General features: G+C 67.8%; 24 protein-coding genes. 19 read left to right on the forward strand and 5 right to left on the reverse strand.

What is annotated here, in order from left to right:
- The first annotated feature begins 36 nt into the window (after nt 1-36).
- From IAI58_RS05620 to IAI58_RS05640, 5 genes are all read left to right on the forward strand, one after another.
- The gene (locus tag IAI58_RS05620; protein ID WP_207445195.1) at nt 37-330 is read left to right on the forward strand and encodes a hypothetical protein; all 294 of its coding nucleotides are present in this window, start codon (nt 37-39) and stop codon (nt 328-330) included.
- A gap of 222 nt (nt 331-552) precedes the next feature.
- A complete protein-coding gene (gene sdhC, locus IAI58_RS05625; protein ID WP_207445194.1) occupies nt 553-996 on the forward strand; it encodes a succinate dehydrogenase, cytochrome b556 subunit in 444 nt (147 codons plus the stop codon).
- Between the two features lie 16 nt (nt 997-1,012).
- A complete protein-coding gene (sdhD, locus tag IAI58_RS05630) occupies nt 1,013-1,405 on the forward strand; it encodes a succinate dehydrogenase, hydrophobic membrane anchor protein (protein ID WP_207445193.1) in 393 nt (130 codons plus the stop codon).
- 113 nt (nt 1,406-1,518) lie between these two features.
- Nucleotides 1,519-3,330 carry a succinate dehydrogenase flavoprotein subunit gene (sdhA, locus tag IAI58_RS05635; RefSeq protein WP_207445192.1) on the forward strand — a complete coding sequence of 604 codons (1,812 nt, stop codon included), beginning with the start codon at nt 1,519-1,521 and terminating at the stop codon, nt 3,328-3,330.
- Nucleotides 3,331-3,345: 15 nt separating this feature from the next.
- Nucleotides 3,346-4,131, forward strand: a complete 786-nt coding sequence (locus IAI58_RS05640; protein WP_207445191.1) for a succinate dehydrogenase iron-sulfur subunit — start codon at nt 3,346-3,348, stop codon at nt 4,129-4,131.
- Nucleotides 4,132-4,197: 66 nt separating this feature from the next.
- On the opposite strand, the gene IAI58_RS05645 is transcribed toward IAI58_RS05640, so the two are convergent.
- Nucleotides 4,198-4,470: a DUF2171 domain-containing protein gene (locus tag IAI58_RS05645; protein WP_207445190.1), complete on the reverse strand. Its 273-nt coding sequence runs from the start codon at nt 4,468-4,470 to the stop codon at nt 4,198-4,200.
- Nucleotides 4,471-4,640: 170 nt separating this feature from the next.
- Here IAI58_RS05645 and zapE point away from each other — a divergent pair, with 170 nt between their 5' ends.
- The 7 genes from zapE (at nt 4,641) to odhB (ending at nt 14,066) form a co-directional block, all read left to right on the forward strand.
- Nucleotides 4,641-5,828 (forward strand): cell division protein ZapE, encoded by a 1,188-nt coding sequence (zapE, locus tag IAI58_RS05650; protein WP_207445270.1) that lies wholly within the window; start codon nt 4,641-4,643, stop codon nt 5,826-5,828.
- A 67-nt stretch (nt 5,829-5,895) separates the two neighbouring features.
- Nucleotides 5,896-6,357 (forward strand): hypothetical protein, encoded by a 462-nt coding sequence (locus tag IAI58_RS05655; RefSeq protein ID WP_207445189.1) that lies wholly within the window; start codon nt 5,896-5,898, stop codon nt 6,355-6,357.
- A gap of 205 nt (nt 6,358-6,562) precedes the next feature.
- Entirely contained in the window at nt 6,563-7,516 is a 954-nt protein-coding gene (mdh, locus tag IAI58_RS05660) for a malate dehydrogenase (protein ID WP_207445188.1), read from the forward strand.
- Nucleotides 7,517-7,607: 91 nt separating this feature from the next.
- Nucleotides 7,608-8,804: an ADP-forming succinate--CoA ligase subunit beta gene (gene sucC / locus IAI58_RS05665; protein WP_207445187.1), complete on the forward strand. Its 1,197-nt coding sequence runs from the start codon at nt 7,608-7,610 to the stop codon at nt 8,802-8,804.
- Between the two features lies 1 nt (nt 8,805).
- Nucleotides 8,806-9,696 carry a succinate--CoA ligase subunit alpha gene (gene sucD, locus IAI58_RS05670; protein ID WP_207445186.1) on the forward strand — a complete coding sequence of 297 codons (891 nt, stop codon included), beginning with the start codon at nt 8,806-8,808 and terminating at the stop codon, nt 9,694-9,696.
- A gap of 204 nt (nt 9,697-9,900) precedes the next feature.
- Nucleotides 9,901-12,780 (forward strand): 2-oxoglutarate dehydrogenase E1 component, encoded by a 2,880-nt coding sequence (locus tag IAI58_RS05675; protein WP_207445185.1) that lies wholly within the window; start codon nt 9,901-9,903, stop codon nt 12,778-12,780.
- 38 nt (nt 12,781-12,818) lie between these two features.
- Nucleotides 12,819-14,066, forward strand: coding sequence for a 2-oxoglutarate dehydrogenase complex dihydrolipoyllysine-residue succinyltransferase (gene odhB, locus IAI58_RS05680; RefSeq protein ID WP_207445184.1), 1,248 nt, complete (start codon nt 12,819-12,821; stop codon nt 14,064-14,066).
- A gap of 57 nt (nt 14,067-14,123) precedes the next feature.
- On the opposite strand, the gene IAI58_RS05685 is transcribed toward odhB, so the two are convergent.
- Nucleotides 14,124-14,999 (reverse strand): AraC family transcriptional regulator, encoded by an 876-nt coding sequence (locus tag IAI58_RS05685; RefSeq protein WP_237182167.1) that lies wholly within the window; start codon nt 14,997-14,999, stop codon nt 14,124-14,126.
- Nucleotides 15,000-15,164: 165 nt separating this feature from the next.
- Here IAI58_RS05685 and lpdA point away from each other — a divergent pair, with 165 nt between their 5' ends.
- Nucleotides 15,165-16,556, forward strand: a complete 1,392-nt coding sequence (gene lpdA, locus IAI58_RS05690) for a dihydrolipoyl dehydrogenase (protein ID WP_207445183.1) — start codon at nt 15,165-15,167, stop codon at nt 16,554-16,556.
- A gap of 222 nt (nt 16,557-16,778) precedes the next feature.
- Here the strand turns inward: lpdA and IAI58_RS05695 are convergent, their stop codons facing one another.
- The 3 genes from IAI58_RS05695 to fsa are packed head-to-tail and all read right to left on the reverse strand — an operon-like array spanning nt 16,779 to nt 18,951.
- The gene (locus tag IAI58_RS05695; protein ID WP_207445182.1) at nt 16,779-17,690 is read right to left on the reverse strand and encodes a tyrosine recombinase XerC; all 912 of its coding nucleotides are present in this window, start codon (nt 17,688-17,690) and stop codon (nt 16,779-16,781) included.
- Nucleotides 17,687-18,295, reverse strand: coding sequence for a hypothetical protein (locus tag IAI58_RS05700; RefSeq protein ID WP_207445181.1), 609 nt, complete (start codon nt 18,293-18,295; stop codon nt 17,687-17,689). The genes IAI58_RS05695 and IAI58_RS05700 overlap by 4 nt, the downstream gene beginning before the upstream one ends.
- Nucleotides 18,295-18,951, reverse strand: a complete 657-nt coding sequence (gene fsa, locus IAI58_RS05705) for a fructose-6-phosphate aldolase (RefSeq protein WP_207445180.1) — start codon at nt 18,949-18,951, stop codon at nt 18,295-18,297. Before fsa ends, IAI58_RS05700 begins: the two co-directional genes overlap by 1 nt.
- Before the next feature lie 70 nt (nt 18,952-19,021).
- On the opposite strand from fsa, the gene IAI58_RS05710 reads away from it, so the two are divergent.
- From IAI58_RS05710 to atpC, 6 genes are all read left to right on the forward strand, one after another.
- Entirely contained in the window at nt 19,022-21,262 is a 2,241-nt protein-coding gene (locus IAI58_RS05710) for a primosomal protein N' (protein WP_207445179.1), read from the forward strand.
- A 240-nt stretch (nt 21,263-21,502) separates the two neighbouring features.
- Entirely contained in the window at nt 21,503-22,102 is a 600-nt protein-coding gene (locus tag IAI58_RS05715) for a F0F1 ATP synthase subunit delta (protein WP_207445178.1), read from the forward strand.
- Nucleotides 22,102-23,634 carry a F0F1 ATP synthase subunit alpha gene (gene atpA / locus IAI58_RS05720; RefSeq protein ID WP_207445177.1) on the forward strand — a complete coding sequence of 511 codons (1,533 nt, stop codon included), beginning with the start codon at nt 22,102-22,104 and terminating at the stop codon, nt 23,632-23,634. Before IAI58_RS05715 ends, atpA begins: the two co-directional genes overlap by 1 nt.
- Nucleotides 23,635-23,657: 23 nt before the next feature.
- Nucleotides 23,658-24,536, forward strand: coding sequence for a F0F1 ATP synthase subunit gamma (locus IAI58_RS05725; RefSeq protein ID WP_207445176.1), 879 nt, complete (start codon nt 23,658-23,660; stop codon nt 24,534-24,536).
- Nucleotides 24,537-24,549: 13 nt separating this feature from the next.
- A complete protein-coding gene (atpD, locus tag IAI58_RS05730) occupies nt 24,550-25,977 on the forward strand; it encodes a F0F1 ATP synthase subunit beta (protein ID WP_207445175.1) in 1,428 nt (475 codons plus the stop codon).
- A 10-nt stretch (nt 25,978-25,987) separates the two neighbouring features.
- Nucleotides 25,988-26,398 (forward strand): ATP synthase F1 subunit epsilon, encoded by a 411-nt coding sequence (gene atpC / locus IAI58_RS05735; RefSeq protein WP_207445174.1) that lies wholly within the window; start codon nt 25,988-25,990, stop codon nt 26,396-26,398.
- Nucleotides 26,399-26,435 lie beyond the last annotated feature (37 nt).

Consider the following 26,435-nt stretch of genomic DNA (forward strand, 5'->3'; position numbering starts at 1 on the left):
TGTTTGGATTTCAGAGATGTGGAAGGAGCAACGCTGATGCGCATTACGATGGGGAAGCTCTGCACGGCTGCGGCGCTGACGCTGGCCCTGGGCACGGCGGCCTGCACCGACCCCTATAACCCCGGTCAGCGCGCGATCGGTGGTGGCTTGCTGGGTGCCGGTGCCGGCGCTGGCGTGGCGGGGCTCGCCGGCGGCAATGTCGGCACGGGGGCATTGATCGGCGGCGCCCTGGGCGCCGTGGGTGGGGCGGTCACCACGCCGGATCGCGGCCATCGTGGCCATCGCGGCCCGCCGCCGCGCGGCTATGGCCGGCACGGCTACGGCTACTGAGGCCAGGGCCGCCAAGGCCCGGGCGCATCATTCAGCCGGCCGGGCATCGTGCCCGGCCGGCTTTTTTGTGTCCGAAGTCGTCAGAATTCAGGTCGGCTAGGACACGCCCCTGCGTTGACGCTACCGGGCACCCCACATAAAAGGTCGTGAGCCGCCCTGACCCGCCGCTTGTCCCGGCGTCGCACAGGGCCCGGTATCTCAATCGCGGAGCGGGAACGGGTCATGCCAATAATTGAAGACGCGCGCGAGGCGGTGATGACGGGCCGCCGCACCGACGGCGCGCGCGTGCGGAGGCCTCTGTCGCCCCATCTCCAGGTCTATGACATGGTGCAGATGACCTCTGGCCTGTCGATCCTGAACCGCGCCACCGGCGTTGCCTGGACCATTGGCATGGTCTTCCTGGTCTGGTGGCTGGTCGCCGCAGCGACCGGGCAGGAGGCCTTCGACCGGGCGCAGTGGTTCTTCGGCTCCTTCCTGGGCATCCTGGTGCTGGCGGGGCTGACCGCCGTGGCCTGGTTCCATACCTTCGCCGGCCTGCGTCATCTCTATTGGGATTTCGGCCATGGCTATCACCTGCCCGAAGTCATCAAGACCGGCTGGGCCGTGATCATCGCGACGGGCGTGATGACGGTCCTGACCTGGATCATCGCCCTCATTGCCTGGTAAGCGGGAAGCATCCGACATGAGCGAACAACCGACCGCCGTCCGGCTGCAATCCCCGCTGGCCCGCGTCCGTGGCCTGGGCTCGGCCAAGGGCGGCACGCATCACTGGTGGGTGCAGCGCGTCACCTCCATGGCGCTGCTGCCGCTGACGATCTGGTTCGTCCTCTCGGTGGCGGGCCATACCGGCGCCAGCCATGACGAGATCCTCGCCTGGATCGGCCGCCCCTTCAACGCGGTGCTGCTGCTCTCCTTCGTCGTGATCTCCTTCCAGCATGCCGGCGCCGGTATGCAGGTGGTGCTGGAGGATTACGTGCGTGGCGAGGCCCGCATCTTCTCCATCCTGGTGGTGAAGGGGCTGTGCTGGATCCTGGGCCTGGCGGCCGCGCTGGCGGTGCTGCGGATCGCGATCTGATCCGCATGGCCGGCCTGCCGGCCGGCCGCTTTCGACGTGTCTGAGGAAGGCGGCGGCGGTTTCCACCGGGGATCGCAGGGCCGCCGCAGAGAAGTGACGAACGGATCGGGACGATGAACGCGATCACCATGCCCTCTTCGGGTGCCTACCGCATTGTGGACCACACCTATGACGTCGTCGTCGTCGGTGCCGGCGGTGCGGGTCTGCGCGCCACCTTCGGCATGGGCGCCGCGGGACTGAAAACGGCCTGCATCACCAAGGTCTTCCCCACCCGCAGCCATACCGTGGCCGCGCAGGGCGGCGTCGGCGCCTCCCTCGGCAATATGGGCGAGGACAACTGGCGCTGGCACATGTACGACACCGTGAAGGGGTCGGACTGGCTGGGCGACCAGGATGCCATCGAATACATGTGTCGCGAGGCCGTGCCGGCGATCATCGAACTGGAGCATTTCGGTGTGCCCTTCAGCCGCACCGAGGATGGCAAGATCTATCAGCGGCCCTTCGGCGGCCATATGCAGCACTATGGCAAGACCCCGGCCATGCGCGCCTGCGCCGCCGCCGACCGTACGGGCCATGCCATCCTGCACACGCTCTATCAGCAGAGCCTGAAGCATAACTGCGAATTCTTCGTCGAGTATTTCGCCCTCGACCTCATCATGGATGAGGAAGGCGCCTGCCGTGGCGTGATGGCCTGGAACCTGGAGGATGGTTCCATCCACCGCTTCCGCGCCCAGACGGTGGTGATGGCGACCGGCGGCTATGGCCGCGCCTATTTCTCCTGCACCTCCGCCCATACCTGCACGGGCGATGGCGGCGGCATGATCCTGCGCGCCGGCCTGCCGCTGCAGGACAACGAGTTCGTGCAGTTCCACCCGACCGGCATCTACGGTTCCGGCTGCCTGGTGACCGAGGGCGCGCGCGGCGAGGGCGGCTACCTCACCAACTCCGAGGGCGAGCGCTTCATGGAGCGTTACGCGCCGACGGCGAAGGACCTGGCGTCCCGCGACGTCGTCTCCCGCGCCATGTCGATGGAGATCCGCGAGGGCCGTGGCGTCGGTCCGCACAAAGACCACATCCACCTGCACCTGGAGCATCTGGGCGCCGACCTGCTGCATGAGCGCCTGCCGGGCATTTCCGAGACGGCGAAGATCTTCGCCGGCGTGGACGTGACCAAGGAGCCGATCCCGATGCTGCCGACCGTCCATTACAACATGGGCGGCATTCCCACGAACATCCACACCGAGGTGCTGAACCCGACCTCCACCGACCAGGACCGCGTGGTTCCCGGCCTGATGGCGGTGGGCGAGGCGGCTTCGGTCTCGGTGCACGGCGCCAATCGCCTCGGCACCAACTCGCTGCTGGACCTCGTGGTCTTCGGCCGCGCCGCCGCGCTGCGCGCCGCCGAGACCATCAAGCCCGGCGCCACCCAGCCGCCTCTGCCGCCGAAGGCGGGTGAGATGGCGCTGGAGCGCCTGGACCGCGTGCGTTACGCCAAGGGCGGCACCTCGGTCTCCGAGCTGCGCCTGAACATGCAGCGTACCATGCAGACCCATGCCGCCGTGTTCCGCACTTCCGAACTGCTGAAGGAAGGCTGCGAGAAGATGGCGAAGGTCGCCGATGGCTATAAGGACATCAAGATCGCCGACCGTTCGCTGATCTGGAACAGCGACCTGATGGAGGCGATGGAGCTGGACAACCTGATCGGCAATGCGCTGACCACGGTTGTGGGCGCCGAGGCCCGGAAGGAATCCCGTGGCGCCCATGCGCAGGAAGACTATCCCGAGCGCGACGACGTCAACTGGATGAAGCACACCCTGGCCTGGGTGGACGACAAGTATCAGGTCAAGCTCGACTATCGTGACGTGAAGATGCGCACCCTCACCAACGAGGTGCAGGTCTTCCCGCCCAAGCCGCGCGTGTACTGAGGAAGGAGCGGGACCATGGCGACTTTCACTCTGCCGAAGAACAGCACCATCCAGCACGGCCAGACCCACAAGGCCGAGCCGGGCGCGAAGAACGTCAAGAACTTCAAGGTCTATCGCTGGGACCCGGATACGGGCGAGAACCCGCGCTACGACACCTACGAGATCGATCTCGACAAGTGCGGCCCGATGGTCCTGGACGCGCTGATCAAGATCAAGAACGAGGTGGACACCACGCTGACCTTCCGGCGCTCCTGCCGCGAAGGCATCTGTGGCTCCTGCGCGATGAATATCGACGGGATGAACACCCTCGCCTGCCTGAAGCCGATCGAGGATGTGAAGAAGGCGGATGTGCGTATCACGCCGCTGCCGCACATGCCCGTGGTCAAGGACCTGGTGCCGGACCTGTCGCAGATCTATGCCCAGCTCCGCTCCATCGAGCCCTGGCTGAAGACCGACACCGCGCCTCCGCCGGATAGCGAGCGCCTGCAGTCCAAGGAGGAGCGTGCCAAGCTCGACGGGCTGTGGGAGTGCATCCTGTGCTTCTGCTGCTCCACCGCCTGCCCCTCCTACTGGTGGAATGGCGACCGGTACCTGGGCCCGGCAGTGCTGCTGCAGGCCTATCGCTGGATCGCCGACTCGCGCGACGAGGCGACTGGCCAACGCCTGGACAACCTGGAAGATCCCTTCCGGCTCTATCGCTGCCATACCATCATGAACTGCACGGCCACCTGCCCGAAGGGCCTGAACCCGGCGGAGGCCATCGGCAGCATCAAGCAGATGATGGTCGAGCGGCAGGGCTGAGCCTTCCGCCTTCCATGAGAACGGCCTGCCTGGGAAACCCGGCAGGCCGTTTTTTTGGGCCCCGAATCAGGAACTGGTGACGAAACTGCTGCCCGGTTCCCCTGGCTCCGCATTGTCTTGCAGCATCGACAGGGTGGCTGTGCGATTGACTATCGAGTAAATCTTTCCGTCCCGGATATCCGCAACGGCGGCAACCGGCAGGTAATGATGTTTGCCATCTTCCGATTCGTCTTTGGTCAGCTTGATGAAATCACCGACCAGCTCATCGACTGTACCGACGTGATGGCCGCAGGACCCCAGAATTTCAGCGTGTTCCTTGATCATTGACTTATCGGTCATGGGATGGACTCTCTCGTTATTGGTGAATGGGAGATGAACAACTGGAGGCGATGAAAGCTCCATCACTGCGGTGCGAGCAGCTCATTTTCCATGTTCTTCCAATTACTTCGGGGTTGATCTTCATCTAATGCGGTTGCCGTCGCCGCATGAACGAGCTATGCCGCAATGCGATGGATGGCCCGACAAAGCCGGCGGAGGCGTCTCGCCTCCCGAACCCCGCCGAGGGACCTTTACCCGCCTACCGCGCGAGGGTAGCGGCGGGCCTGCTGCGTCCTGATTCCGCGCAGGCCTTCGCGGCCGAGACGCTTCAGGATCTCTGGCGCCGGCTGCGGGGATACGAACCCCGGCAGGAGGAACCCGGCAAGCCCGGTGGCGGTTTCATGGCGCGCTTCTTCCGCCGCAAGCCGGTGGATGAGGCGCCGGGCGATACGCCCCAGGGCCTCTACCTGGTAGGGGAAGTCGGTCGCGGAAAGTCCATGCTGATGGACCTCTTCTTCGACTGCGCTGATGTGCCGCGCAAGCGGCGCATCCACTTCCACCAGTTCATGCAGGAATGCCACGCGCGCATCCATGCCTGGCGCAAGCAGAACCCTGGCGACGCTGACCCTATCCCGCCGCTGGCCGAGGCCATCACGAACGAGGCGGCGCTGCTCTGCTTCGATGAGTTCCAGGTGCATGACATCACCGATGCCATGATCCTGGGGCGGCTCTTCGAGGCGCTTTTCGCCCGTGGGGTCGTGGTGGTGGCCACCTCCAACACCGCGCCGGACGACCTCTTCAAGGGAAGGCCGGGCCGGGACGCCTTCCTTCCCTTCATCCAGCTGATCAAGCAGAAGGTGGCGGTGCTGCACCTGCAATCGGCGCAGGATTACCGCCGTGACCGCATCCATGGCCTGCCGACCTGGCATGTCCCGGCCGATGCGCGGGCGGAGCGGGCGCTGGACAGCGCCTTTCACGAACTCACGGGCCAGAAGCACGGCACGCCCCGGACGCTGTCCGTGCTGGGGCGGCAGATCGAGGTGCCGCAGGCCGTGGGCGGCGTGGCGCGGGCCGATTTCGACGCTCTCTGCGGCAAGCCGCTGGGACCGGCCGATTATCTGGCCTTCTCCACGCATTTTCACACCCTGGTGCTGGACGGGGTGCCGCGGCTGGGGCCGGACAATTTCGACCGGGCCCGCCGCTTCATCACGCTCGTGGATACGCTCTACGAGCATCGTTGCAAGCTGGTCGCCTCCGCCGCGGCGGTGCCGGACCAGCTCTACGAACGGGGGGAGAATGCGGCGATGTTCCAGCGCACCGCATCCCGCCTGATCGAAATGCAGAGTCAGGAATACCTGTCCCTGCCGCATCTGACGTGACTGCGCTGGCGTCCGGAGGGGGAAATTCCGGGCGCCGGTTTTGGGGTTTTTTTGGGGGAGTTCTGCCATGCGTTTGATTCAGCTGTGCCTTCTGGCACTTTTCGCGATGGCTCTGGCCGCGCCCGCGGCCGATGCCGCCAGCCCGCGCGGTGAAGCCCGCGCCACCAAGGTGGTGAAGCCCGCCAGCCGGGCCGCGGCGCCTCGCGCCGCTGTCCGCCCGGTCGTGGCCCGGCCTGCCGCCACGCGCCAGCCGGCTGCCGCCCGTAGCACCAAGACCGCCAGCCGCGCGGCGGCGCGCGCCACCACCGGCCGCCAGACCGCCAAGGCAACCAGCCGCCGCACGGTGGCCGCCCGCGGCCAGGCCCAGGCCAGCCTGCAGCGTCCCCGCACCACCGCGCGCGGCGCGCGGCTGGCATCCTGGACCGCTGGCCTGCCAGCCGCCAGCGGCAGCCAGCGGGACTGTCCCGCCGGTACCATGTCCACCCTGGCGCGTGGGCATGACGATATCGTCCGCTGCATGCCGCTCTGACGCAGTGGGGCGCCCGGCGGGCTTGGGCCGGGCGCTCCTCTTCTTGGCTGATCCCGCCCGTATTCCAATGCGCGGGATCGTTTCTTGCGGCGGCGCGCCGAATCGCTCCGCCCCCCGCCTTGTCGGGGCTGTCGGAGGAGAGTAGGACACCGGCACGATACACCGGTTTTCTGTCTCCACCCCGCAACCCCGGGAAGGAACTGTTATGGCCCGCAAGAAGATCGCGCTCATCGGCGCTGGCAATATTGGTGGCACGCTGGCCCACCTCATTGGCCTCAAGGAACTCGGCGACGTCGTGATGTTCGACGTGTTCGGCGGTGTGGCGGCGGGCAAGGCGCTCGACATCATGCAGTCCAGCCCGGTCGACGGCTTCGACTGCAAGCTTTCCGGCGGTAGCGATTATGCCGCCATCGCAGGCGCCGACGTCGTCATCGTCACCGCCGGCTTCCCGCGTATGCCCGGCATGAGCCGCGACGACCTGCTGACCAAGAACGCGGGCGTGATGGGTCAGGTGGCCGAGGGCATCAAGCAATACGCCCCCGACGCCTTTGTGATCTGCATCACCAACCCGCTGGATGTCATGGTCTGGGCGCTGCAGCAGAAGTCCGGCCTGCCCGCCAACAAGGTCGTCGGCATGGCCGGCGTGCTGGACAGCGCGCGCTTCCGCACCTTCCTGGCCGAGGAGTTCAATGTCTCGGTCGAGGACGTGACGGCCTTCGTGCTGGGCGGCCATGGCGACACCATGGTGCCGCTGACCCGCTACTCCACGGTCGCCGGCGTGCCGGTCCCCGATCTGATCAAGATGGGCTGGACGACGCAGGAGAAGATCGACGCCATCGTGGCGCGCACCGCCAATGGCGGCGGCGAGATCGTGAAGCTGCTGGAGAGGGGCTCCGCCTTCTACGCCCCGGCGGCTTCCGCCATCGCCATGGCCGAGTCTTACCTGAAGGATAAGAAACGCGTCCTTCCCTGCGCCGTTATGCTGAATGGCGAATACGGCCAGAACGACTTCTATGTCGGCGTGCCTGTCGTGATCGGGGCGGGCGGCGTGGAGCGGATCGTTGAGGTGGAATTCACCGGCGAAGAGAAGGCCGCCTTCGACAAGTCCTGCGACGCGGTGAAGAAGCTGGTGGAAGACTTCAAGAAGCTAGGCGTCTGATCCTGATTTGATCCCTGGGGGCCGGGGCAGCCGCCCCGGCCTCAATCCTGGCCGGGCCTCGGCCGTCCAGCCCCAATAGAAGGGTGAGCGGATGAATATTCACGAATACCAGGGCAAGGAGCTGCTGAAGCGCTACGGCGTTGCAGTGCTCGATGGCTATGTCGCCTGGAATGCTGCCGAGGCGGAAGAGGCGGCCAAGAAGCTGCCCGGCCCCGTCTATGTTGTGAAGAGCCAGATTCATGCCGGTGGGCGTGGCGCCGGCCGCTTCAAGGAAGACCTGAACGGCAAGGGCGGCGTGCGCGTCGTCAAGTCCGTTGCGGATGTCAAGGCGGCCGCCGAGGCGATGATCGGCAAGACGCTGGTGACCAAGCAGACCGGCGAGGCCGGCAAGCAGGTGTCTCGCGTCTATATCGAGGACGGCTGCGACATCAAGCGCGAGCTGTATCTCTCCCTGCTGGTGGATCGCGACACCTCCCGTATCGTTATCATGGCGTCCACCGAGGGCGGCATGGAGATCGAGGAGGTCGCCGAGCACAACCCGGAGAAGATCCTGAAGGCCACGGTCGATCCGGCCTCGGGCATCTCGGGCTTCCATGCCCGCAAGCTGGCCTTCGGCCTCGGGCTGGAAGGCAAGCAGATCGCTTCCTTCACCAAGTTCGTCACGGCCATGTACAAGGCTTTCGTCGAACTCGATTGCGCCATCGTCGAGATCAACCCGCTGGTCGTGACCGGCGCCGGTGAGATCGTGGCGCTGGATGCCAAGGTCTCCTTCGACGACAACGCGCTGTTCCGCCACAAGGACCTCGAGGCCCTGCGCGACGACAGCGAGATGGACCCGAAGGAGCTGGAGGCCGCCAAGCACGACCTGAACTACGTCGCGCTCGACGGCGAGATCGGCTGCATGGTGAACGGCGCGGGTCTCGCGATGGCCACCATGGACATCATCAAGCTCTATGGCTCCAGCCCCGCGAACTTCCTCGATGTCGGCGGCACGGCCACGGCCGAGCGCGTGACCGAGGCCTTCCGCATCATCACCTCCGACAGCAACGTCAAGGCGATCCTGGTCAATATTTTCGGCGGCATCGCCAAGTGCGACATGATCGCCAATGGCATTGTCGAGGCGGCGAAGACGCTGACCCTCTCCGTGCCGCTGGTGGTGCGGCTGGAGGGCACGAATGTCGAGCTGGGCAAGAAGATCCTGGCCGAGAGCGGCCTGAAGATCATTCCCGCCGACAACCTGGCCGACGCCGCCGAGAAGGTTGTCGCCGCCGTGAAGGGAGCCAAGTAAAATGGCCATTCTCGTCGACGCCAATACGAAGGTGATGACCCAGGGCTTCACCGGCTCTCAGGGCACCTTCCACGCTGAGCAGGGCATCGCCTACGGCTCCAAGTATGTGGGCGGCGTGACGCCGGGCAAGGGTGGCCAGACCCACCTGAACCTGCCGGTGTTCAACACCGTCGGCGAATGCGTCGAGGCGACGGGCGCGAATGCCTCCGTCATCTACGTGCCGCCGCCCTTCGCCGCCGACTCCATCCTGGAGGCCATCGACGCCGAGGTGCCGCTGATCATCTGCATCACCGAGGGCATCCCGGTGATCGACATGATCAAGGTCAAGCGCGCCCTTTCCGGCAGCAAGTCCCGCCTGATCGGGCCGAACTGCCCGGGCGTGATCACGCCGGGCGCCTGCAAGATCGGCATCATGCCCGGTCATATCCATCTGCCCGGCACGGTGGGCATCGTCTCCCGCTCCGGCACGCTGACCTACGAGGCCGTGGCGCAGACGACCGCGGCGGGCCTCGGCCAGTCCACCTGCGTCGGTATCGGCGGCGACCCGGTCAAGGGCACCGACTTCACCGAGGTGCTGGAGATGTTCCTGGCCGACCCCGAGACCAAGCAGATCGTCATGATCGGCGAGATCGGCGGTCAGTCCGAGATCCAGGCGGCCGAGTTCCTGGGGCGCGAGAACAAGCCGGGCTCCAAGAACTACAAGCCGGTTGTCGGCTTCATCGCCGGCGCGACCGCTCCTCCGGGCCGCCGCATGGGCCATGCCGGCGCCGTGATCTCGGGCGGCAAGGACACGGCCGCGGCCAAAATGGAAGCCATGCGCGCTGCTGGCATTCATGTGGCCGAGAGCCCGGCCGCCCTGGGCTCGACCATGGTGAAGGCCATCGCTGGCTGATGTCTTCCGGCGCGCGACAAGGAACCGCGTCCCGTCGCCGGCCCAGATCATGGGCCGCGCGATCCGGAGGGTTGCCATGACGCCGCCGCCGATCTTTTGTTCATGCGCGCCGCCCCCATATCCAGGGGCGGCGATGCATTTTGTGACGTCCGTGACCAATGAAAGCCACACTGCCCAGCCAAGGGGTGGGGTGAGGAGGAAGTAATGGCCGGTATCGACATCCTGGCGAGTGCGATGACGGGGGCGAACGCCGCCTTCCTCGCCGATCTCTATGCACGCTGGGTGGATAAGCCGGACAGCGTGGACCCGTCCTTCCAGGAGCTGTTCGCGGCCCTGAACGACGATGCCCGCTCCGTGTTGCAGAACGCCACCGGTGCGTCCTGGGCCCCCCGCCCACGTGGCGGTTTCGCGCCCGAGCCCGAGGCGCCGAAGGCCGACCCGAAGAAGGCTGGCGCTGGCGCGAATGCAGCCGACCCCGCCGCCGCCCGGCAGCAGGTGCTGGATTCGATCCGCGCCCTGATGCTGATCCGCGCCTATCGCGTGCGCGGCCATCTGGAGGCGCAGCTGGACCCGCTGCATCTGCAGATACCCAAGACGCATCCGGAGCTCGACCCCGCGACCTACGGCTTCAGCGAAGCCGACATGGACCGGCCGATCTTCATCAACCGCGTGCTGGGCAAGGATACTGCCACGCTGCGCGAGATCATCGCGATCTGCCGCGCCAGCTATTGCGGGCCGATCGGCGTCGAGTTCATGCATATCCAGGACCCCGAGCAGAAGTCCTGGATGCAGCAGAAGATCGAGGGTGCGCCCTGGGCGCAGGTTTTTGACGCGGCGGCCAAGCGCCAGATCCTGCAGCAGCTGACCGAGGCCGAGGGCTTCGAGGCTTTCTGCGCCCGCAAGTATGTGGGCACCAAGCGCTTTGGCCTGGAGGGCGGCGAGGTCACCATCCCCGCCCTGCAGACCATCATCGCCACCGCCGCCGAGCAGGGCGTGGCCGAGATCGCCATCGGCATGGCCCATCGTGGCCGCCTGAACACGCTGGTGAACGTGGTGAAGAAGCCCTTCACCCGCGTCTTCGCCGAGTTCAAGGGCGTCTCCGCCAACCCGGACGATGTCCAGGGCTCGGGCGACGTGAAGTATCACCTCGGCACTTCCACCGATATCGAGATCAACGGCCGCCAGATTCACCTGTCGCTGCAGCCCAACCCTTCGCATCTCGAGGTCGTGGACCCCGTGGTGATGGGTAAGGTGCGCGCGCGCCAGGACATGGCGGGCGACACCAAGGCCCGCCGCAGCGTCATGGGCATCCTGCTGCATGGCGACGCCGCCTTCGCCGGCCAGGGCGTGGTCTATGAGACCCTGGCGATGAGCCAGCTCATCGGCTACCGCACCGGCGGCACGGTGCATGTGGTGACCAACAACCAGATCGGCTTCACCACCGTCCCGGTGCATGCCTATTCCGGCCTGTACTGCACGGATGTCGCCAAGTCCGTGCAGGCGCCGATCCTGCATGTGAACGGCGACGATCCGGAAGCGGTGGTCTTCTGCGCCCGCCTCGCGGCCGAATACCGCATGAAGTTCGGCGCCGATATCGTGCTGGACATCGTCTGCTACCGCCGTCACGGCCATAACGAGACGGACGAGCCGGCCTTCACCCAGCCGATCATGTATGCCCGCATCAAGGAGACCAAGACGACCCGCACCCTCTATGCGGAGCGTCTGGCCCATAGCGGCGCCGTGCCGGCCGAGGACGGCAAGGCCATGCTGGATGCCTTCAATGCCCAGCTGGAGGAGGCCTATGAGGCCGCCCAGACCTTCAAGCCGAACAAGGCGGACTGGCTGGAAGGCCACTGGGCCGGGCTGAAGGCCGCCGGCTCCTCCGAGGAGGAGAAGGAGGAAGGCACCGCCGTGGCGCTGGACACGCTGCGCGAGGTTGGCAGCGCCCTCAGCCGCGTGCCGGAAGGCTTCAATACCAACAGCAAGATCATCCGCCAGCTCGAGGCCAAGAAGAACGCCATCGAGACCGGCGAGGGGATCGACTGGGCGACCGGCGAGGCGCTGGCCTTCGGCTCCCTGCTGCTGGAAGGCCATCGCATCCGCCTCTCGGGCGAGGATGTGCAGCGCGGCACCTTCAGCCACCGCCACTGCGTGCTGATCGACCAGCAGAACCAGGCGGACTACATGCCGCTGAACAACATCCGCGAGGGGCAGGCGCGGATGGAGGCCTTCAACTCGCTGCTGAGCGAGATGGGCGTGCTGGGATTCGACTACGGCTATACGCTGGCCGACCCGAATACGCTGACGCTGTGGGAAGGCCAGTTCGGCGACTTCGCCAATGGCGCTCAGGTTGTGATCGACCAGTTCATCGCCTCGGCGGAGACGAAGTGGCTGCGCATGTCCGGCCTCGTGATGCTGCTGCCGCACGGCTATGAAGGGCAGGGGCCGGAGCATTCCTCCGCCCGCCTGGAGCGCTATCTGCAGCTCTGCGCCGAGAACAACATGGCGGTCTGCAACTTCACGACCCCGGCCAACTACTTCCACGCCCTGCGCCGGCAGTTGAAGCGCAACTACCGCAAGCCGCTGATCGTGATGACGCCGAAGTCCCTGCTGCGCCACAAGCTGGCCGTCAGCAGCCTGGCCGACTTCGCCCCCGGCAGCAACTTCCAGACCATGATCCCGGAGACCGATGCCCTGGTGGCGCCGGATCAGGTCAAGCGCGTCGTGATGTGCACCGGCAAGGTCTATTACGACCTGCTGCAGGAGCGCCGGGACAAGGGCCTGCGCGACGTCGCGATCATCCGCCTGGAGCAGATGTATCCCTTCCCGAAGGTCACGATGGCCCGCATCCTGGCGGAGTACAAGAACGCCGAGGTCATCTGGTGCCAGGAGGAGCCCGAGAATATGGGCGCCTGGACCTTCGTGGACCGGCGTATCGAGAAGGTGCTCAAGGATCTGGGCAACAAGGCCCAGCGGCCCATCTATGCCGGCCGCGAGGAAGCGGCGAGCCCGGCCACCGGCTCCGCCAAGATCCATCAGCAGCAGCAGGAAGCCCTGGTGCGCGACGCGCTCGGCCTGTCCTAAAACGTAATCCGAGCAAGCACCGGTAGAGAGGCATTGAAATGACCGAGATTCTGGTCCCCACGCTGGGCGAGAGTGTTTCCACGGCCACCGTGGCCCGCTGGATGAAGAAGGCGGGCGAGTCGGTTGCCGCCGACGAGCCGCTGGTGGAACTGGAGACCGACAAGGTGACGGTGGAGGTGAATGCCCCCGCCGCCGGCGTGCTGGAGGCGATCTCCGCCGATGAGGGTGCCGAGGTCGAGCCCGGCGCTCTTCTCGGCACCATCGCCGCTGGCGAGGGCAAGGTGTCCCCGAAGGCGACCGCCGTTCCGGGCACCGAGAAGCCTCAGGCTTCCGGCGGCTCCCCCAGCGCGCCGAAGGTCGAGACGCCGCGCGCGGCCACCGGCCCCGTCTCCGTGCCCGGTGGCGGACATGCGCCGCTGCCCGCCGCCGCCAAGATGATGGCCGAGAACAATGTCTCGGCCGAGCAGATCGGCTCCGGCACGGCCAAGGACGGCCGGATCAGCAAGGGTGACGTGCAGGACTTCCTGGCCCGCCCGGCGTCCCAGCAGGCCGCCAAGCCGGCCGCCAAGGCCCCGCGTGCCCTGGAAGGCGGCGAGGAGCGGGTGAAGATGACCCGCCTGCGCAAGACCATCGCCAGCCGGCTGAAGGAGGCGCAGAACACGGCGGCCATGCTGACCACCTTCAACGAGGTGGACATGTCGGCCGTGATGGCGCTGCGGACCGAGTACAAGGACGCCTTCGAGAAGAAGCTCGGCACGAAGCTCGGCTTCATGTCCTTCTTCGTGAAGGCCTGCGTGACGGCGCTGAAGGAATACCCGGCGGTCAATGCCGAGATCGACGGCGACGACATCGTCTACAAGAACTTCGTGCATATGGGCATCGCCGTCGGTGGCCCGAACGGCCTCGTCGTGCCGGTGCTGAAGAACGCCGATCAGATGTCCTTCGCCGAGATCGAGAAGTCGATCGCCGGCTTCGGCCGGAAGGCGCGCGACGGTCAGCTGAAGCTGGAGGAGCTCGCCGGTGGCAGCTTCACCATCACCAATGGCGGTATCTACGGCTCGCTGCTCTCCACCCCCATCCTGAACCCGCCGCAGTCGGGCATCCTGGGCATGCATGCCATCAAGGAGCGCGCGATGGTGGTGGGCGGCAAGATCGAGGTGCGCCCGATGATGTATCTGGCGCTGTCCTACGACCACCGCATCGTCGACGGGAAGGAGGCTGTCTCCTTCCTGGTGCGCGTGAAGGAGAGCCTGGAGGATCCGCGGCGCCTGCTGCTGGATATCTGATCCTTCCGTCAGCGCGGAACGAAGGGGCGGGGGCCGCGCGAGCGGCCCCCGCTTTTTTTATGCGCCGGCCCGGGCTGGCCGCAGGGGCAGGATGATCCGCGTCAGCCACTCCGCCGGGGGCAGGGTCCGGCAGTCGTTCAGGTATTCCTCCATGCAGGGCTGATCCGCCGGCTCCCGCCCGCTGCCGGGCAGCCAGTCGCGGTAGAACCAGTCATAGGCGCGTTCCAGCTCCGCATAGGGGCCCCGGAAGGTGATGCAGGCGGCATGGCAGGCCGGCACCTCCAGGATGCGCGGATCATCGCCCTCCACCAGGACATCCGGCGCCACGGTGAAGCCGGCATCGGAGCGCAGCCGCGCGGCCGGCACGCTGCCGGGATCGTCGTGATAGAGGCCGAAGAAGCGCGTCTGCTCCGTGATCAGCTGCCGCGCCCGGCCCCAGGATTCCATCCGGTCGAAGGCACGGCCGATCTCGGCGTAAGGGCCGACATGGCGCGTGGCGGCCAGCCGGAGTGGGGGGATCTCCTCGCAACGGACTTCGAACATGCTGTGCTCCTTCATGGCTATGGGCCGGAAGAAGCGGCCGATGCCCCCCTGGCGCCGGTAGGCGGCGGGCGGCAGCCCATGCGCCGCCTGGAAAGCGCGGGTGAAGGCCGCCACGCTGCCATAGCCCGCCCGCCGGGCCACGCGCCCGATCGGCCGTGCCGTTCCGAGCAACTCGGAAGCCGCCCGTTGCAGCCTGTGGCGGCGCAGGGTCTCGGCCGGGGTTTCCCCCGTCATGGCACGGTAGATGCGGTGGAAATGACAGGACGAGAAGGCGGCGGCCTCCGCCAGCACCTCCAGCTGCGGCTCGCGATCCGGGTTGGCCGCCAGCCAGGCCATGGCACGGGCGATGCGGCGGTCGTAGTCCAGCAGGGTGCGCGGCTTCAGGGGCATCGGGGTCCTTCCGGTGATGCCATCCTGGGCAGCTTGCATTTGATCATGCTTGCGAAGCTCCCCGCGCATGGCTTTTCGCACCGCACAACTTCCTCGTCCCCCTTGCCCCTTCCGGTGGGCCGGGCCAGTTTCCGGTAACCGTTGTACAAGCAGGAACCCTGACTCATGTCCGAGAGCTTCGACGTCATTGTCATCGGCGCCGGCCCTGGAGGCTATGTCTGCGCCATCCGTGCGGCGCAGCTCGGACTCAAGGTTGCCTGCGTCGAGAAGCGCGACACCCTGGGCGGCACCTGCCTGAACGTGGGCTGCATTCCCTCCAAGGCGCTGCTGCAATCCTCCGAGGTGTTCGAGGAGACGAAGCACAAGTTCGCCGACCACGGCATCCTGATCGATGGCGTGAAGCTGGACCTGGCGCGCATGCAGGCCCGGAAGGGTGAGGTGGTCGGCGCCAACGTCAAGGGCGTCGAGTTCCTCTTCAAGAAGAACAAGGTCACCTGGCTGAAGGGCGAGGGGAAGATCACCGCCCCCGGCAAGGTTGAGGTCGCCGGTCAGACCTATGACGCGAAGAACATCGTCATCGCCACGGGCTCCGACAGCATGCCGCTGCGGGGCGTCGAGGTGGACGAGAAGCAGATCGTCACCTCCACCGGCGCGCTGGAGCTGGAGAAGGTGCCGGGCCATCTGGTCGTCATCGGCGGCGGCGTGATCGGGCTGGAGCTGGGTTCCGTCTGGCGCCGCCTGGGCGCCGAGGTGACGGTGATCGAGTTCCTGGACCGCATCGTCCCCGGGACCGACGGGGAGACAGCCCGGCAGTTCGAGCGCGTGCTCACCAAGCAGGGCATCAAGTTCAAGCTGAAGTCCAAGGTCACCGGCGCCACCCAGGCAGCGGATGGCGTGACCCTGACGGTGGAACCCGCCGCGGGTGGCGCGGTCGAGGAAGTGAAGGCCGATGTGGTGCTGCTGGCCATCGGCCGCCGCGCCTATACGGATGGCCTGGGCCTGGATACGGTCGGCGTGGAGCGGGACGAGCGCGGCCGCGTGAAGACCAATGGCCATTTCGCGACCAATGTTCCCGGCATCTATGCCATCGGTGACGTGATCGCCGGCCCCATGCTGGCCCACAAGGCCGAGGACGAGGGCGTGGCGCTGGCCGAGCAGCTGGTGGGCCAGGCCGGGCATGTGAACTACGGCGTCATCCCGAGCATCGTCTACACCTGGCCGGAAGTGGCCTCGGTCGGCGAGACGGAGGAGGAGCTGAAGGCCCGCGGCCAGGAGTACAAGTCCGGCAAGTTCCCCTTCACGGCCAATGGCCGCGCCCGCGCGATGGGCGATACCGACGGCTTCGTGAAGATCCTGGCGGACAAGAAGACCGACCGGGTGCTGGGCTGCCATATCCTGGGCCCGGATGCCGGCACGCTGATCGCCGAAGTGGCCATCGCCATGGAATTCGGCGCCAGCGCCGAGGACGTGGCCCGCACCTGCCACGCCCACCCGACGCTGAATGAGGCAGTGAAGGAAGCGGCCCTGGCCGTGGACGGGCGCGCGTTGCACATCTGAGGGTCCGTCGCCCCAGGGGGCGCCGCCCCCTGGAACCCCTGCGGGGGTGGCAGTGCCACCCCAGACCTCACCATCGTTCGGGACTCCGGCACGGTAGTCTCGTCGGAGGCCCCGGACCTCCGGCATCGACGGGGGGTCAGGCCATCCGGCCTCCCCCTCAAAAGACGTGACGCGGGGGCAGGGGTGGGCTTTCCATCCCTTCGGCCCTGGCTGCTGCGAACCTTACCCGCCGCTGCGCGGATGCGCCTTCTGCCAGGTCTCCAGCAGCCGCGCCGCATCCACACTGGTATAGCGCTGCGTGGTGGAAAGGCTGGCATGGCCCAGCAGTTCCTGGATGGCGCGCAGATCGGCGCCGGCGCCCAGCAGATGGGTAGCGAAGGAATGGCGCAGCGCATGGGGCGTGGTGTGTTCCGGCAGCCCCGCCAGGCGGCGGTAGTCGCGCAGCGCCTTCTGGGCCACCGCCGCATCCAGCCGCCCGCCTCGCGCGCCCAGGAAAAGCGGGGCCTCGGGCGCCGGGCCGCCGCGCGCGGCCAGATACCCGGCGACCGCGGCCTCCACCGCCGGCAGCACCGGCACAACCCGTTCCTTGCCGCCCTTGCCGCGCACGCGCAGCCCGCTCCGGACACGCGGCGCGTCCCGCACATCCAGCGCCAGTGCCTCGGAAATACGCAGGCCGCAGCCATAGAGCAGGGTGAAGAGCGCCTTGTCGCGCGCCGCCAGCAGGGGGGTGCGCTCGACGCTGCCGGTATCGGCGGCCACCTCGCGGGCCTCGGCCACCCGCAGGGCGCGGGGGGCGGGGGTCTTGAGGCGGGGGCCGCGCAGCCCGGCGATGGCATCGGGCGAGATGCCGTGCCGCCGCGCCAGGAAGCGCAGGAAGCTGCGGATGGCTGCCAGCTGGCGGGCGCGGGTGGCGGTGCCGGCGCCGGCCTCGGCACGAAAGGCCAGGAAGGCGCGCAGGTCGGCCGGGCGCAGCGCGGCGATGGATGGGAGGTCCGGCTCTGCGCCCTGGTGGCGGGTCAGGAAGCCCAGCAGGTCCGCCAGGTCGGCGCCATAGGCTTCCAGGGTATGCGGGCTGGCGCGGCGCTCCTTCTCCAGCCATTCCAGGAAGGCGGCGCGGGCTTCGAGGCCCGTCATGGCCGGCCCAGCGCGGCCACCAGTGCGGCGGCCAGGAAGCGGAGTTGGGGAGCGGCGCCACTGCGGGGCAGGGCGGCTTCCCGCCGCGCGCCCAGCACCAGCATGACGGGCGGGCCGGGCAGGGGCAGGCGGGCCAGGGCATCGCGGGTGATCAGCGCGGCAGCCTCCCCATGCAGCAGGGCCGGATCGGCGGGATTGTCGCGCAGCAGGGTATCGCGACCGGAAGGCAGCAGCGCCTCCACCGTGCCGGGCGGCAGATGGACGCGGTGCGGCGCATGGGTGCCTTCCCCGGCCAGGGTGCAATGCTCCAGCCCCAGCAGGGCGGGCCATTCCTGCGCCACGGCCTCCGCCGCGTCCGGGGCGGCGATCAGCGCCACCACCGCCCGCTGGGCGCGATGGACGAAACCATCCTCGGCCCGGGCAGTGGCCGCCAGCTCGCGGTTCGCGGCGCGCTCGGCGGCGATCATGGCGGCCATATGGTCGGCCAGTCCCTCGCCATGGATGCGGTGGGGCGGCGCCAGCAGCCGGTAGAGCTCCGGCCGCTCCGCCAGGAAGGAGGGGTTGGCGCGCAGCCAGGCCGCAACCCGGTCGGCGCCATCCGTCATCAGAGGATGCTCTGCCCCGTCTTCTTCCAGTCCGCCAGGAAGGCTTCCAGGCCACGGTCCGTCAGCGGGTGCTTGATCAGCTGGCGGATGACGGCGGGCGGCAGGGTGGCGACGCCGGCGCCGATCTTGGCGGCCTGCGCCAGGTGCAGCGGGTGGCGGATGGAGGCCACCAGCACCTCGGTCTTGATCGCGGGATAGTTGTCGTAGATCGTGACGATGTCCTCGATCAGCTGCATGCCATCCTGCGCCAGGTCGTCCAGCCGGCCGACGAAGGGCGAGATGTAGGTGGCGCCCGCCTTGGCCGCGAGCAGCGCCTGGGTGGCGGAGAAGCAGAGGGTGACATTGACCGGCGTGCCCTCCTCCGACAGGGTGCGGCAGGTGCGGAGCCCGGCCTCGGTCAGCGGAACCTTCACCGCGACATTGGCGGCGATGTTGCGCAGGAAGCGCCCCTCGGCCAGCATGCCCTCATAGTCGGTCGCCGTGACCTCGGCGGAGACATGGCCGGGCGTGATGGCGCAGATTTCGGCGATGACCTCGGCCATCTTGCGGCCGGACTTGGCGATCAGCGAGGGATTGGTGGTGACGCCGTCGACCATGCCGAGTTCGGCGAGCGAGCGGATTTCGGATACCTCAGCGGTATCCACAAAGAACTTCATGCTGCAATTCCTGGCGGCTGCGGGGTGGAATCCCCACATGAGGATAGTGTTACCGGGTGCAGGATAGCCGATGAGCGCGGCGAGACGAAAGGCCGGCGGGAGTCCGCAGGCCGCCCCGCGCCCGCGCCTGCGGGTTCTGCTGCCGCTGCCTTTGGCCGGCGCCTACGACTACCGCGTGCCGGCGGGCATGGAGCCGCCGCCGCCCGGTACCTTCGTGCAGGTGCCGCTGGGCGGGCGGGAGACGACCGGCGTGGTCTGGGATGGCGAGGCCGACCCGGAGCTGCCGGAGCGCAAGCTGCGCGACATCACCCATCTGCTGGATGTGCCGCCGATGACGGCCAGCCTGCGGCGCTTCGTGGAATGGGTGGCGGCCTATACCGTCGCCCCGCCCGGCGCGGTGCTGCGCATGGCCATGAGCAGCCCCTCGGCGCTGGAGCCGCCGATGGCCAAGGCGGGCTGGCGCGTCTCGGCCGGCGGGCGTGCCGCGCTGGCGCGGGGCAAGGGGCTGACCGGCGGCCGCCAACGGGTGCTGGAGACCATGCTGGGCGAGCTGGATGGCGAGGCGCATCTGGCCGCCACCATTGTTGGCCGGGCCGGCGTCTCCTCCGGCGTGCTGCGGGGCATGGCCGATGCGGGGCTGCTGGAGCCGGCGCTGATCGAGCGTGGGGTGGAGTTCCCCCGGCCGGACCTCGCGCGCGGCGGGCCCGGGCTGAGCGAGGCGCAGCGCGTCGCCGCCGAGGGCATGCGGAAGGCGGTGGCCAGCAGGTCCTTCGGCGTCACGCTGCTCTCCGGAGTCACTGGCTCCGGCAAGACGGAAGTCTACCTGGAGGCCGTGGCGGAATGCCTGGCGCAGGGCCGGCAGGCGCTGGTGCTGCTGCCGGAGATCGCGCTTTCGGCCCAGTGGCTGGAGCGTTTCGAGGCCCGGTTCGGCTGCCCGCCCGCGCTCTGGCACTCGGAGCTGGGCAGCAAGCGCCGCCGCGATACTTGGCGTGCCCTGGCGGAGGGGCGGGTGCAGGCGCTGGTCGGCGCGCGCTCGGCGCTGTTCCTGCCCTTCCCCGATCTCGGCCTGATCGTGGTGGATGAGGAGCACGAGACCGCCTTCAAGCAGGAGGACGGCGTCATCTACCACGCCCGGGACATGGCGGTGGTGCGCGCCCGGCTGAACGACGCCGCCTGCGTGCTGGCCTCCGCCACGCCGAGCCTGGAGACGCTGACCAATGTGGAGACGGGGCGCTATTCCGTGCTGCACCTGCCCACCCGGCATGGCGGCGCCACCCTGCCCAGCGTGGAGACCATCGACCAGCGGGTGACGCCGCCCGAGCGCGGCCGCTTCCTCAGCCCGCCGCTGGTGCAGGCGGTGCGGGACGCGATCGAGCGCGGGGAGCAGGCCATGCTCTTCCTGAACCGCCGCGGCTATGCGCCGCTGACGCTGTGCCGCACCTGCGGCCACCGGATGCGCTGCCCCAATTGCACGGCCTGGCTGGTGGAGCACCGCGTCCAGCGCCGGCTGCAATGCCACCACTGCGGCCATGCCGAGCCGATCCCGCCCCATTGCCCGGAATGCGGCGCCGAAGGCAGCCTGACGCCCCTCGGCCCCGGCGTGGAGCGGGTGCAGGAGGAGGCGGCGGAGCTGTTCCCCGATGCCCGCCGGCTGGTGATGGCCAGCGATACCCTGCCGGGCCCTGCCGCGGCGGCCGAGGCCGCGCGCGCCATCTCGGCGCGGGAGGTGGACCTGATCATCGGCACGCAGATCGTCGCCAAGGGCTGGCACTTCCCGCATCTGACGCTGGTGGGAGTGGTGGATGCCGATCTCGGCCTGGCGGGCGGCGACCTGCGGGCGGCCGAGCGCACGGTGCAGCTGCTGCACCAGGTGGCCGGCCGCGCCGGCCGTGCCGAGGCACCGGGGCGGGTGCTGCTGCAATCCTGGAACCCCGAGCATCCCGTGATGCAGGCGCTGATCTCCGGCGACCTGGACGGCTTCATGCGGGCCGAGGCCGAGCAGCGCAGGCCGGGCCACTGGCCACCTTTCGGCCGCCTCGCCGCGCTGATCGTCAGTGCCGAGGATGAGCGGGAGGCCGATACCACGGCGCGCGACCTGGGAATCGAGGCGCCGGGCGGGGATGGGGTGGAGGTGCTCGGCCCGGCCCCGGCGCCGCTGGCCATGCTGCGCGGCCGCCACAGGCGGCGGCTGCTGATCAAGGTCCGGCGTGACGTGCCGGTGCAGCCGCTCCTGCGGGAATGGCTCTCCCGCGTCCGTGTGCCGGCCTCGGTGAAGGTGCAGGTCGATGTGGACCCGGTGAGCTTCCTTTGACCCTTTTTGTACACAAGACACCCGTATTCGGCGCCTGAGCGGGGCAATCGGGCGGTTATGGCGGCGAAAGTGACCCTAAATTGAAACTCCGGTAACGAATCCCCCCCGAGCCGGTTGCCGCCCCTCGACCGGCTGTGTTAATGCCCGGCCGCCGCGACGGAAGATCCTCCGGGCGCGTCATGATTGCTGCCCGACGGGGGTGTGAGCCCTTCAAGGGGAGCTAGAAAGCAAGAAACGGGATTGTCCGTGGCCTCCGAAGCGCCGACCGCCTCGCCGAACACGTCCCCCACCGTTGGCCAAGCCAGCGGCCTCGCCCGGCGTTATGCGCTGGCTTTGCTGGAACTCGCCAAGGAGAAGAAGGAGATCGACCGCATCGCGGCCGATCTCGACCGGCTGTTCGCGCTGTGGCGCGAGGATGCCGCCTTCCGCTCCTTCGTCGGGGATCCGCGCCTGGATGCGGGGGCGCAGCGTCGTGGCGCCTTCGCGATCCTGGAGCGCGTTGGCATCACTGGCGAGGTGCGTAACCTGCTGGGCGTGCTGATCACCAACCGTCGCCTGGGTCATCTGGCCGAGGTGATCTCCGCCTTCGGGGCGCTCCTGGCCGAACAGCGCGGTCAGCAGACCGCCGACGTGGCCACCGCCCATCCGCTGACCGACGTCCAGCGCACGCAGCTGACTGCGCGCCTGGTCGAGGCCGGCTATTCCAACGTCAAGCTGGTCGAACGTGTCGATCCCTCCCTGCTGGGTGGGCTCGTGGTGCGTATCGGGTCCCGGCTTTTCGACAGCTCGATCAAGTCCAAGCTGCAGCGCATGCAGTATGCCATGAAGGGGGCCGCCTGATGGATATCCGTCCCGCCGAGATCTCGGAGATCCTGAAGCAGCAGATCGCCGGCTTCGATGCCGAAGCGAATGTTGCCGAGGTCGGCACCGTCTTGACCGTGGGCGACGGCATTGCCCGCGTCTACGGCCTGCAGAATGTCATGGCCGGTGAGCTGGTGGAGTTCCCCTCCGCCGGCCTGAAGGGCATGGCGCTGAACCTCGAGACCGACAACGTCGGTATCGTGATCTTCGGCGACGATACGCACGTCAAGGAAGGCGACACCGTCCAGCGCACGGGCGACATCGTCTCCGTCCCGACCGGCCGCGGCCTGCTGGGGCGCGTCGTGGACGGCCTGGGCAATCCGATCGACGGCAAGGGTCCGCTGGTCGACGTGACCCAGCAGATCGTCGAGGTGAAGGCGCCGGGCATCATTCCGCGCAAGTCCGTGCATGAGCCGATGCAGACCGGCATCAAGGCGATCGACGCCCTGATCCCGATCGGCCGTGGCCAGCGCGAGCTGATCATCGGCGATCGCCAGACCGGCAAGACGGCGGTGATCATCGACACGATCATCAATCAGAAGCCGATCAACCAGGGCACGGACGAGAGCAAGAAGCTCTACACGATCTACGTCGCCATTGGTCAGAAGCGCTCCACCGTCGCGCAGCTCGTGCGCACGCTGGAAGAGAACGGCGCGCTCGAATACTCCATCATCGTCGCCGCCACCGCTTCCGACCCGGCGCCGATGCAGTTCCTGGCGCCGTACACCGGCTGCGCCATGGGCGAGTATTTCCGCGACAACGGCATGCATGCCGTCATCTTCTACGACGATCTGTCGAAGCAGGCCGTCGCCTACCGCCAGATGTCGCTGCTGCTGCGCCGTCCGCCGGGCCGCGAGGCCTATCCGGGCGACGTCTTCTACCTGCACTCCCGCCTGCTGGAGCGCGCCGCGAAGATGGGTGAGGCCGCCGGCCTCGGCTCTCTGACCGCGCTGCCGGTGATCGAGACGCAGGCGGGCGACGTGTCCGCCTACATCCCGACCAACGTGATCTCCATCACGGACGGCCAGATCTTCCTGGAGACCGAGCTGTTCTATAAGGGCATCCGCCCTGCCGTGAACGTCGGTCTGTCCGTGTCCCGCGTCGGCTCCGCCGCCCAGATCAAGGCGATGAAGCAGGTCGCCGGCAAGATCAAGCTGGAGCTGGCCCAGTACCGCGAAATGGCGGCCTTCGCCCAGTTCGCTTCCGACCTGGACGCCTCCACCCAGGCCCTGCTGGCCCGTGGCGCGCGCCTGACGGAGCTGCTGAAGCAGCCGCAGTTCCAGCCCGTGCCGGTCGAGGAGCAGGTGGTTTCCCTGTTCTCCGGCACGCGCGGCTACCTGGACAAGCTGCCGGTGAACAAGGTCGGTGAATTCGAGCGCCGCATGCTGTCCGAGATCCGTGCCCAGAAGCCCGAGATCCTGGCCGGCATCCGCGACAAGAAGGAGCTGACCAAGGACAACGAAGCCGCGCTGGTGTCCTTCCTGGACAACTTCGCCAAGTCCTTCTCCTGAGGGGAGGCTAGGGGAGCAGACCCATGGCCAACCTGAAGGACCTGCGGGGGCGCATCAACAGCGTCAAATCCACCCGCAAGATCACGCAGGCGATGAAAATGGTCGCGGCGGCGAAGCTCCGCCGCGCCCAGCAGCAGGCCGAGGCCGCGCGCCCCTATGCCGAGCGCATGGAGCGGATGCTGGGCTCGCTCGGCGCTGCCGTCGCCGGCAATCCGGACGCACCGAAGCTGCTGGTGGGCTCGGGCCGCGACGCCGTGCACCTGCTGGTGGTCGTCACCGCGGATCGCGGCCTGGCGGGCGCGTTCAACACGAATGTCGGCCGCTTCGCCCGCAACCACATCCGTGAGCTGGAAGCCCAGGGCAAGACGGTGAAGGTCATCACCGTCGGCCGCAAGGGCGCCGCCTACCTGAAGCGCGAGCTGGCGAGCCGGGTGATCGAAGAGATCAACTATGTCGGCAAGAAGCGCGTGGGATTCGAGGAGGCCGACACCCTGGCCACCCGCATCACCGCGATGCTGGAAGCCGGCGAGTTCGATGTCTGCACGCTCATCTACAACCGCTTCCGCAACGTCATCTCCCAGGTGCCCTCCGCGCAGCAGCTGATTCCGGCTGTGCTGCCCGAGGCCGCCCCGGCGGAAGGCGCGCAGGCCTGGTATGAGTATGAGCCGGACGAGGCCACCATCCTCGCCCAGCTGCTGCCGAAGAACCTTGCGATCCAGCTCTATCGCGCGCTCCTGGAGAACTCTGCCGGCTTCTTCGGCAGCCAGATGAACGCGATGGACAATGCGACCCGCAATGCCGGCGATATGATCAACAAGCTGACCCTGACCTACAACCGCACGCGTCAGGCCAACATCACCCGGGAGTTGATTGAGATCATCTCCGGTGCTGAAGCGCTCTGAGGGAATCACCGCCATGAAGAACAACGTCGGCAAGGTTACGCAGGTCCTCGGCGCCGTCGTGGACGTGCAGTTCCCCTCTGAGCTGCCGGGCATGCTGAACGCGCTGCAGGTGAAGATCGGCGAGCGCACCCTGGTGCTCGAGGTCGCGCAGCACCTGGGCGAGCGCACCGTGCGCACCATCGCCATGGACACCACGGACGGCCTGGTCCGTGGCGCCGAGGTGGTCGATACCGGCAAGGGCATCTCCGTGCCGGTGGGTGAGGGCACGCTGGGCCGCATCCTGAACGTCATCGGCGAGCCGATCGACGAGCGCGGCCCGGTCCCGGCCGAGAAGACCTACACCATCCACCGTGCCGCCCCGGCCTTCGAGGACCAGGCCACCTCGGCCGAGGTTCTGGTGACGGGCATCAAGGTCATCGACCTGCTGGCCCCCTACTTGAAGGGCGGCAAGGTCGGCCTCTTCGGTGGCGCGGGCGTCGGCAAGACCGTGACCATCCAGGAGCTGATCAACAACATCGCCAAGGGCCATGGCGGCGTGTCGGTCTTCGCAGGCGTGGGTGAGCGCACCCGCGAGGGCAACGACCTCTATCACGAGATGATCGATGCCGGCGTCATCAAGCTCGGCGAGAAGGACACCGCCGGTTCCAAGGTGGCGCTGGTCTATGGCCAGATGAACGAGCCGCCGGGCGCCCGCGCCCGCGTCGCGCTCTCTGGCCTGTCCATGGCGGAATACTTCCGCGATGAGCAGGGCCAGGACGTGCTCTTCTTCATCGACAACATCTTCCGCTTCACCCAGGCGGGCGCCGAGGTTTCGGCTCTGCTGGGCCGCATTCCCTCCGCGGTGGGCTACCAGCCGACGCTGGCCACCGACATGGGCGCGCTGCAGGAGCGGATCACCTCCACGAAGAAGGGCTCGATCACCTCGGTTCAGGCCATCTACGTGCCCGCCGACGATCTGACCGACCCGGCGCCCGCCGCCTCCTTCGCGCACCTTGATGCCACCACGGTGCTCAACCGCTCGATCGCTGAGCTGGGCATCTTCCCGGCCGTGGACCCGCTGGACTCCACGTCCCGCGCCCTCGACCCGCGCATCATCGGTGAGGAGCACTACCAGGTGGCGCGCGACGTGCAGCGCATCCTGCAGACCTACAAGTCGCTGCAGGACATCATCGCCATCCTGGGCATGGACGAGCTGTCGGAAGAGGACAAGCTGATCGTGGCGCGCGCGCGCAAGATCCAGCGCTTCCTCTCCCAGCCCTTCCATGTGGCCGAGGTCTTCACCGGCACGCCGGGCGTCTTCGTGAAGATCGAGGACACCGTGCGCTCCTTCGCCGGCATCGTGAAGGGCGACTACGATCACCTCCCGGAGGCCGCCTTCTACATGGTCGGCACCATCGAGGAAGCGGTGAAGAAGGCCGAAACCCTCAAGGCCGCGGCCTGAGGACGCAGCCATGGCGAGCTTCGACCTTGAACTGGTGAGCCCGGAGAAGCTGCTGCTCTCCCGCCCCGTCGAGATGGCGATCATCCCGGCGGCGGAGGGTGAGATGGGCGTCCTCCCCGGTCACTCCCCGATGATCGTCGCCCTCAGGGGCGGCGTCATCGAGGTGCGCGAGGCCGGCAAGCAGCCCGAGCGCCTCTTCGTCGCCGGTGGCTTCGCCGAGATCACGCCGACCCGCATGACCGTGCTGGCCGACGAGGCGACGCCGGTGTCTGAACTCTCCCGCGCCCAGGCCGAGACCCGGCTGCGGGAGGCGCAGGCCGCCTATGAGGCCGCTGCCACGGAGACCCCGGAAGCGCGCGAGAGGGCCATGGACCGCCTCCTGGCCACCCGCGTCATGCTGGATGTCGCCGGCGCGGCCTGAGCCGATCAACCGGGGTTGTGCCCCGTCTCTCTTGCAA

The sequence above is a fragment of the Roseomonas marmotae genome (genome assembly GCF_017654485.1).
GTDB lineage: Bacteria > Pseudomonadota > Alphaproteobacteria > Acetobacterales > Acetobacteraceae > Pseudoroseomonas > Pseudoroseomonas marmotae.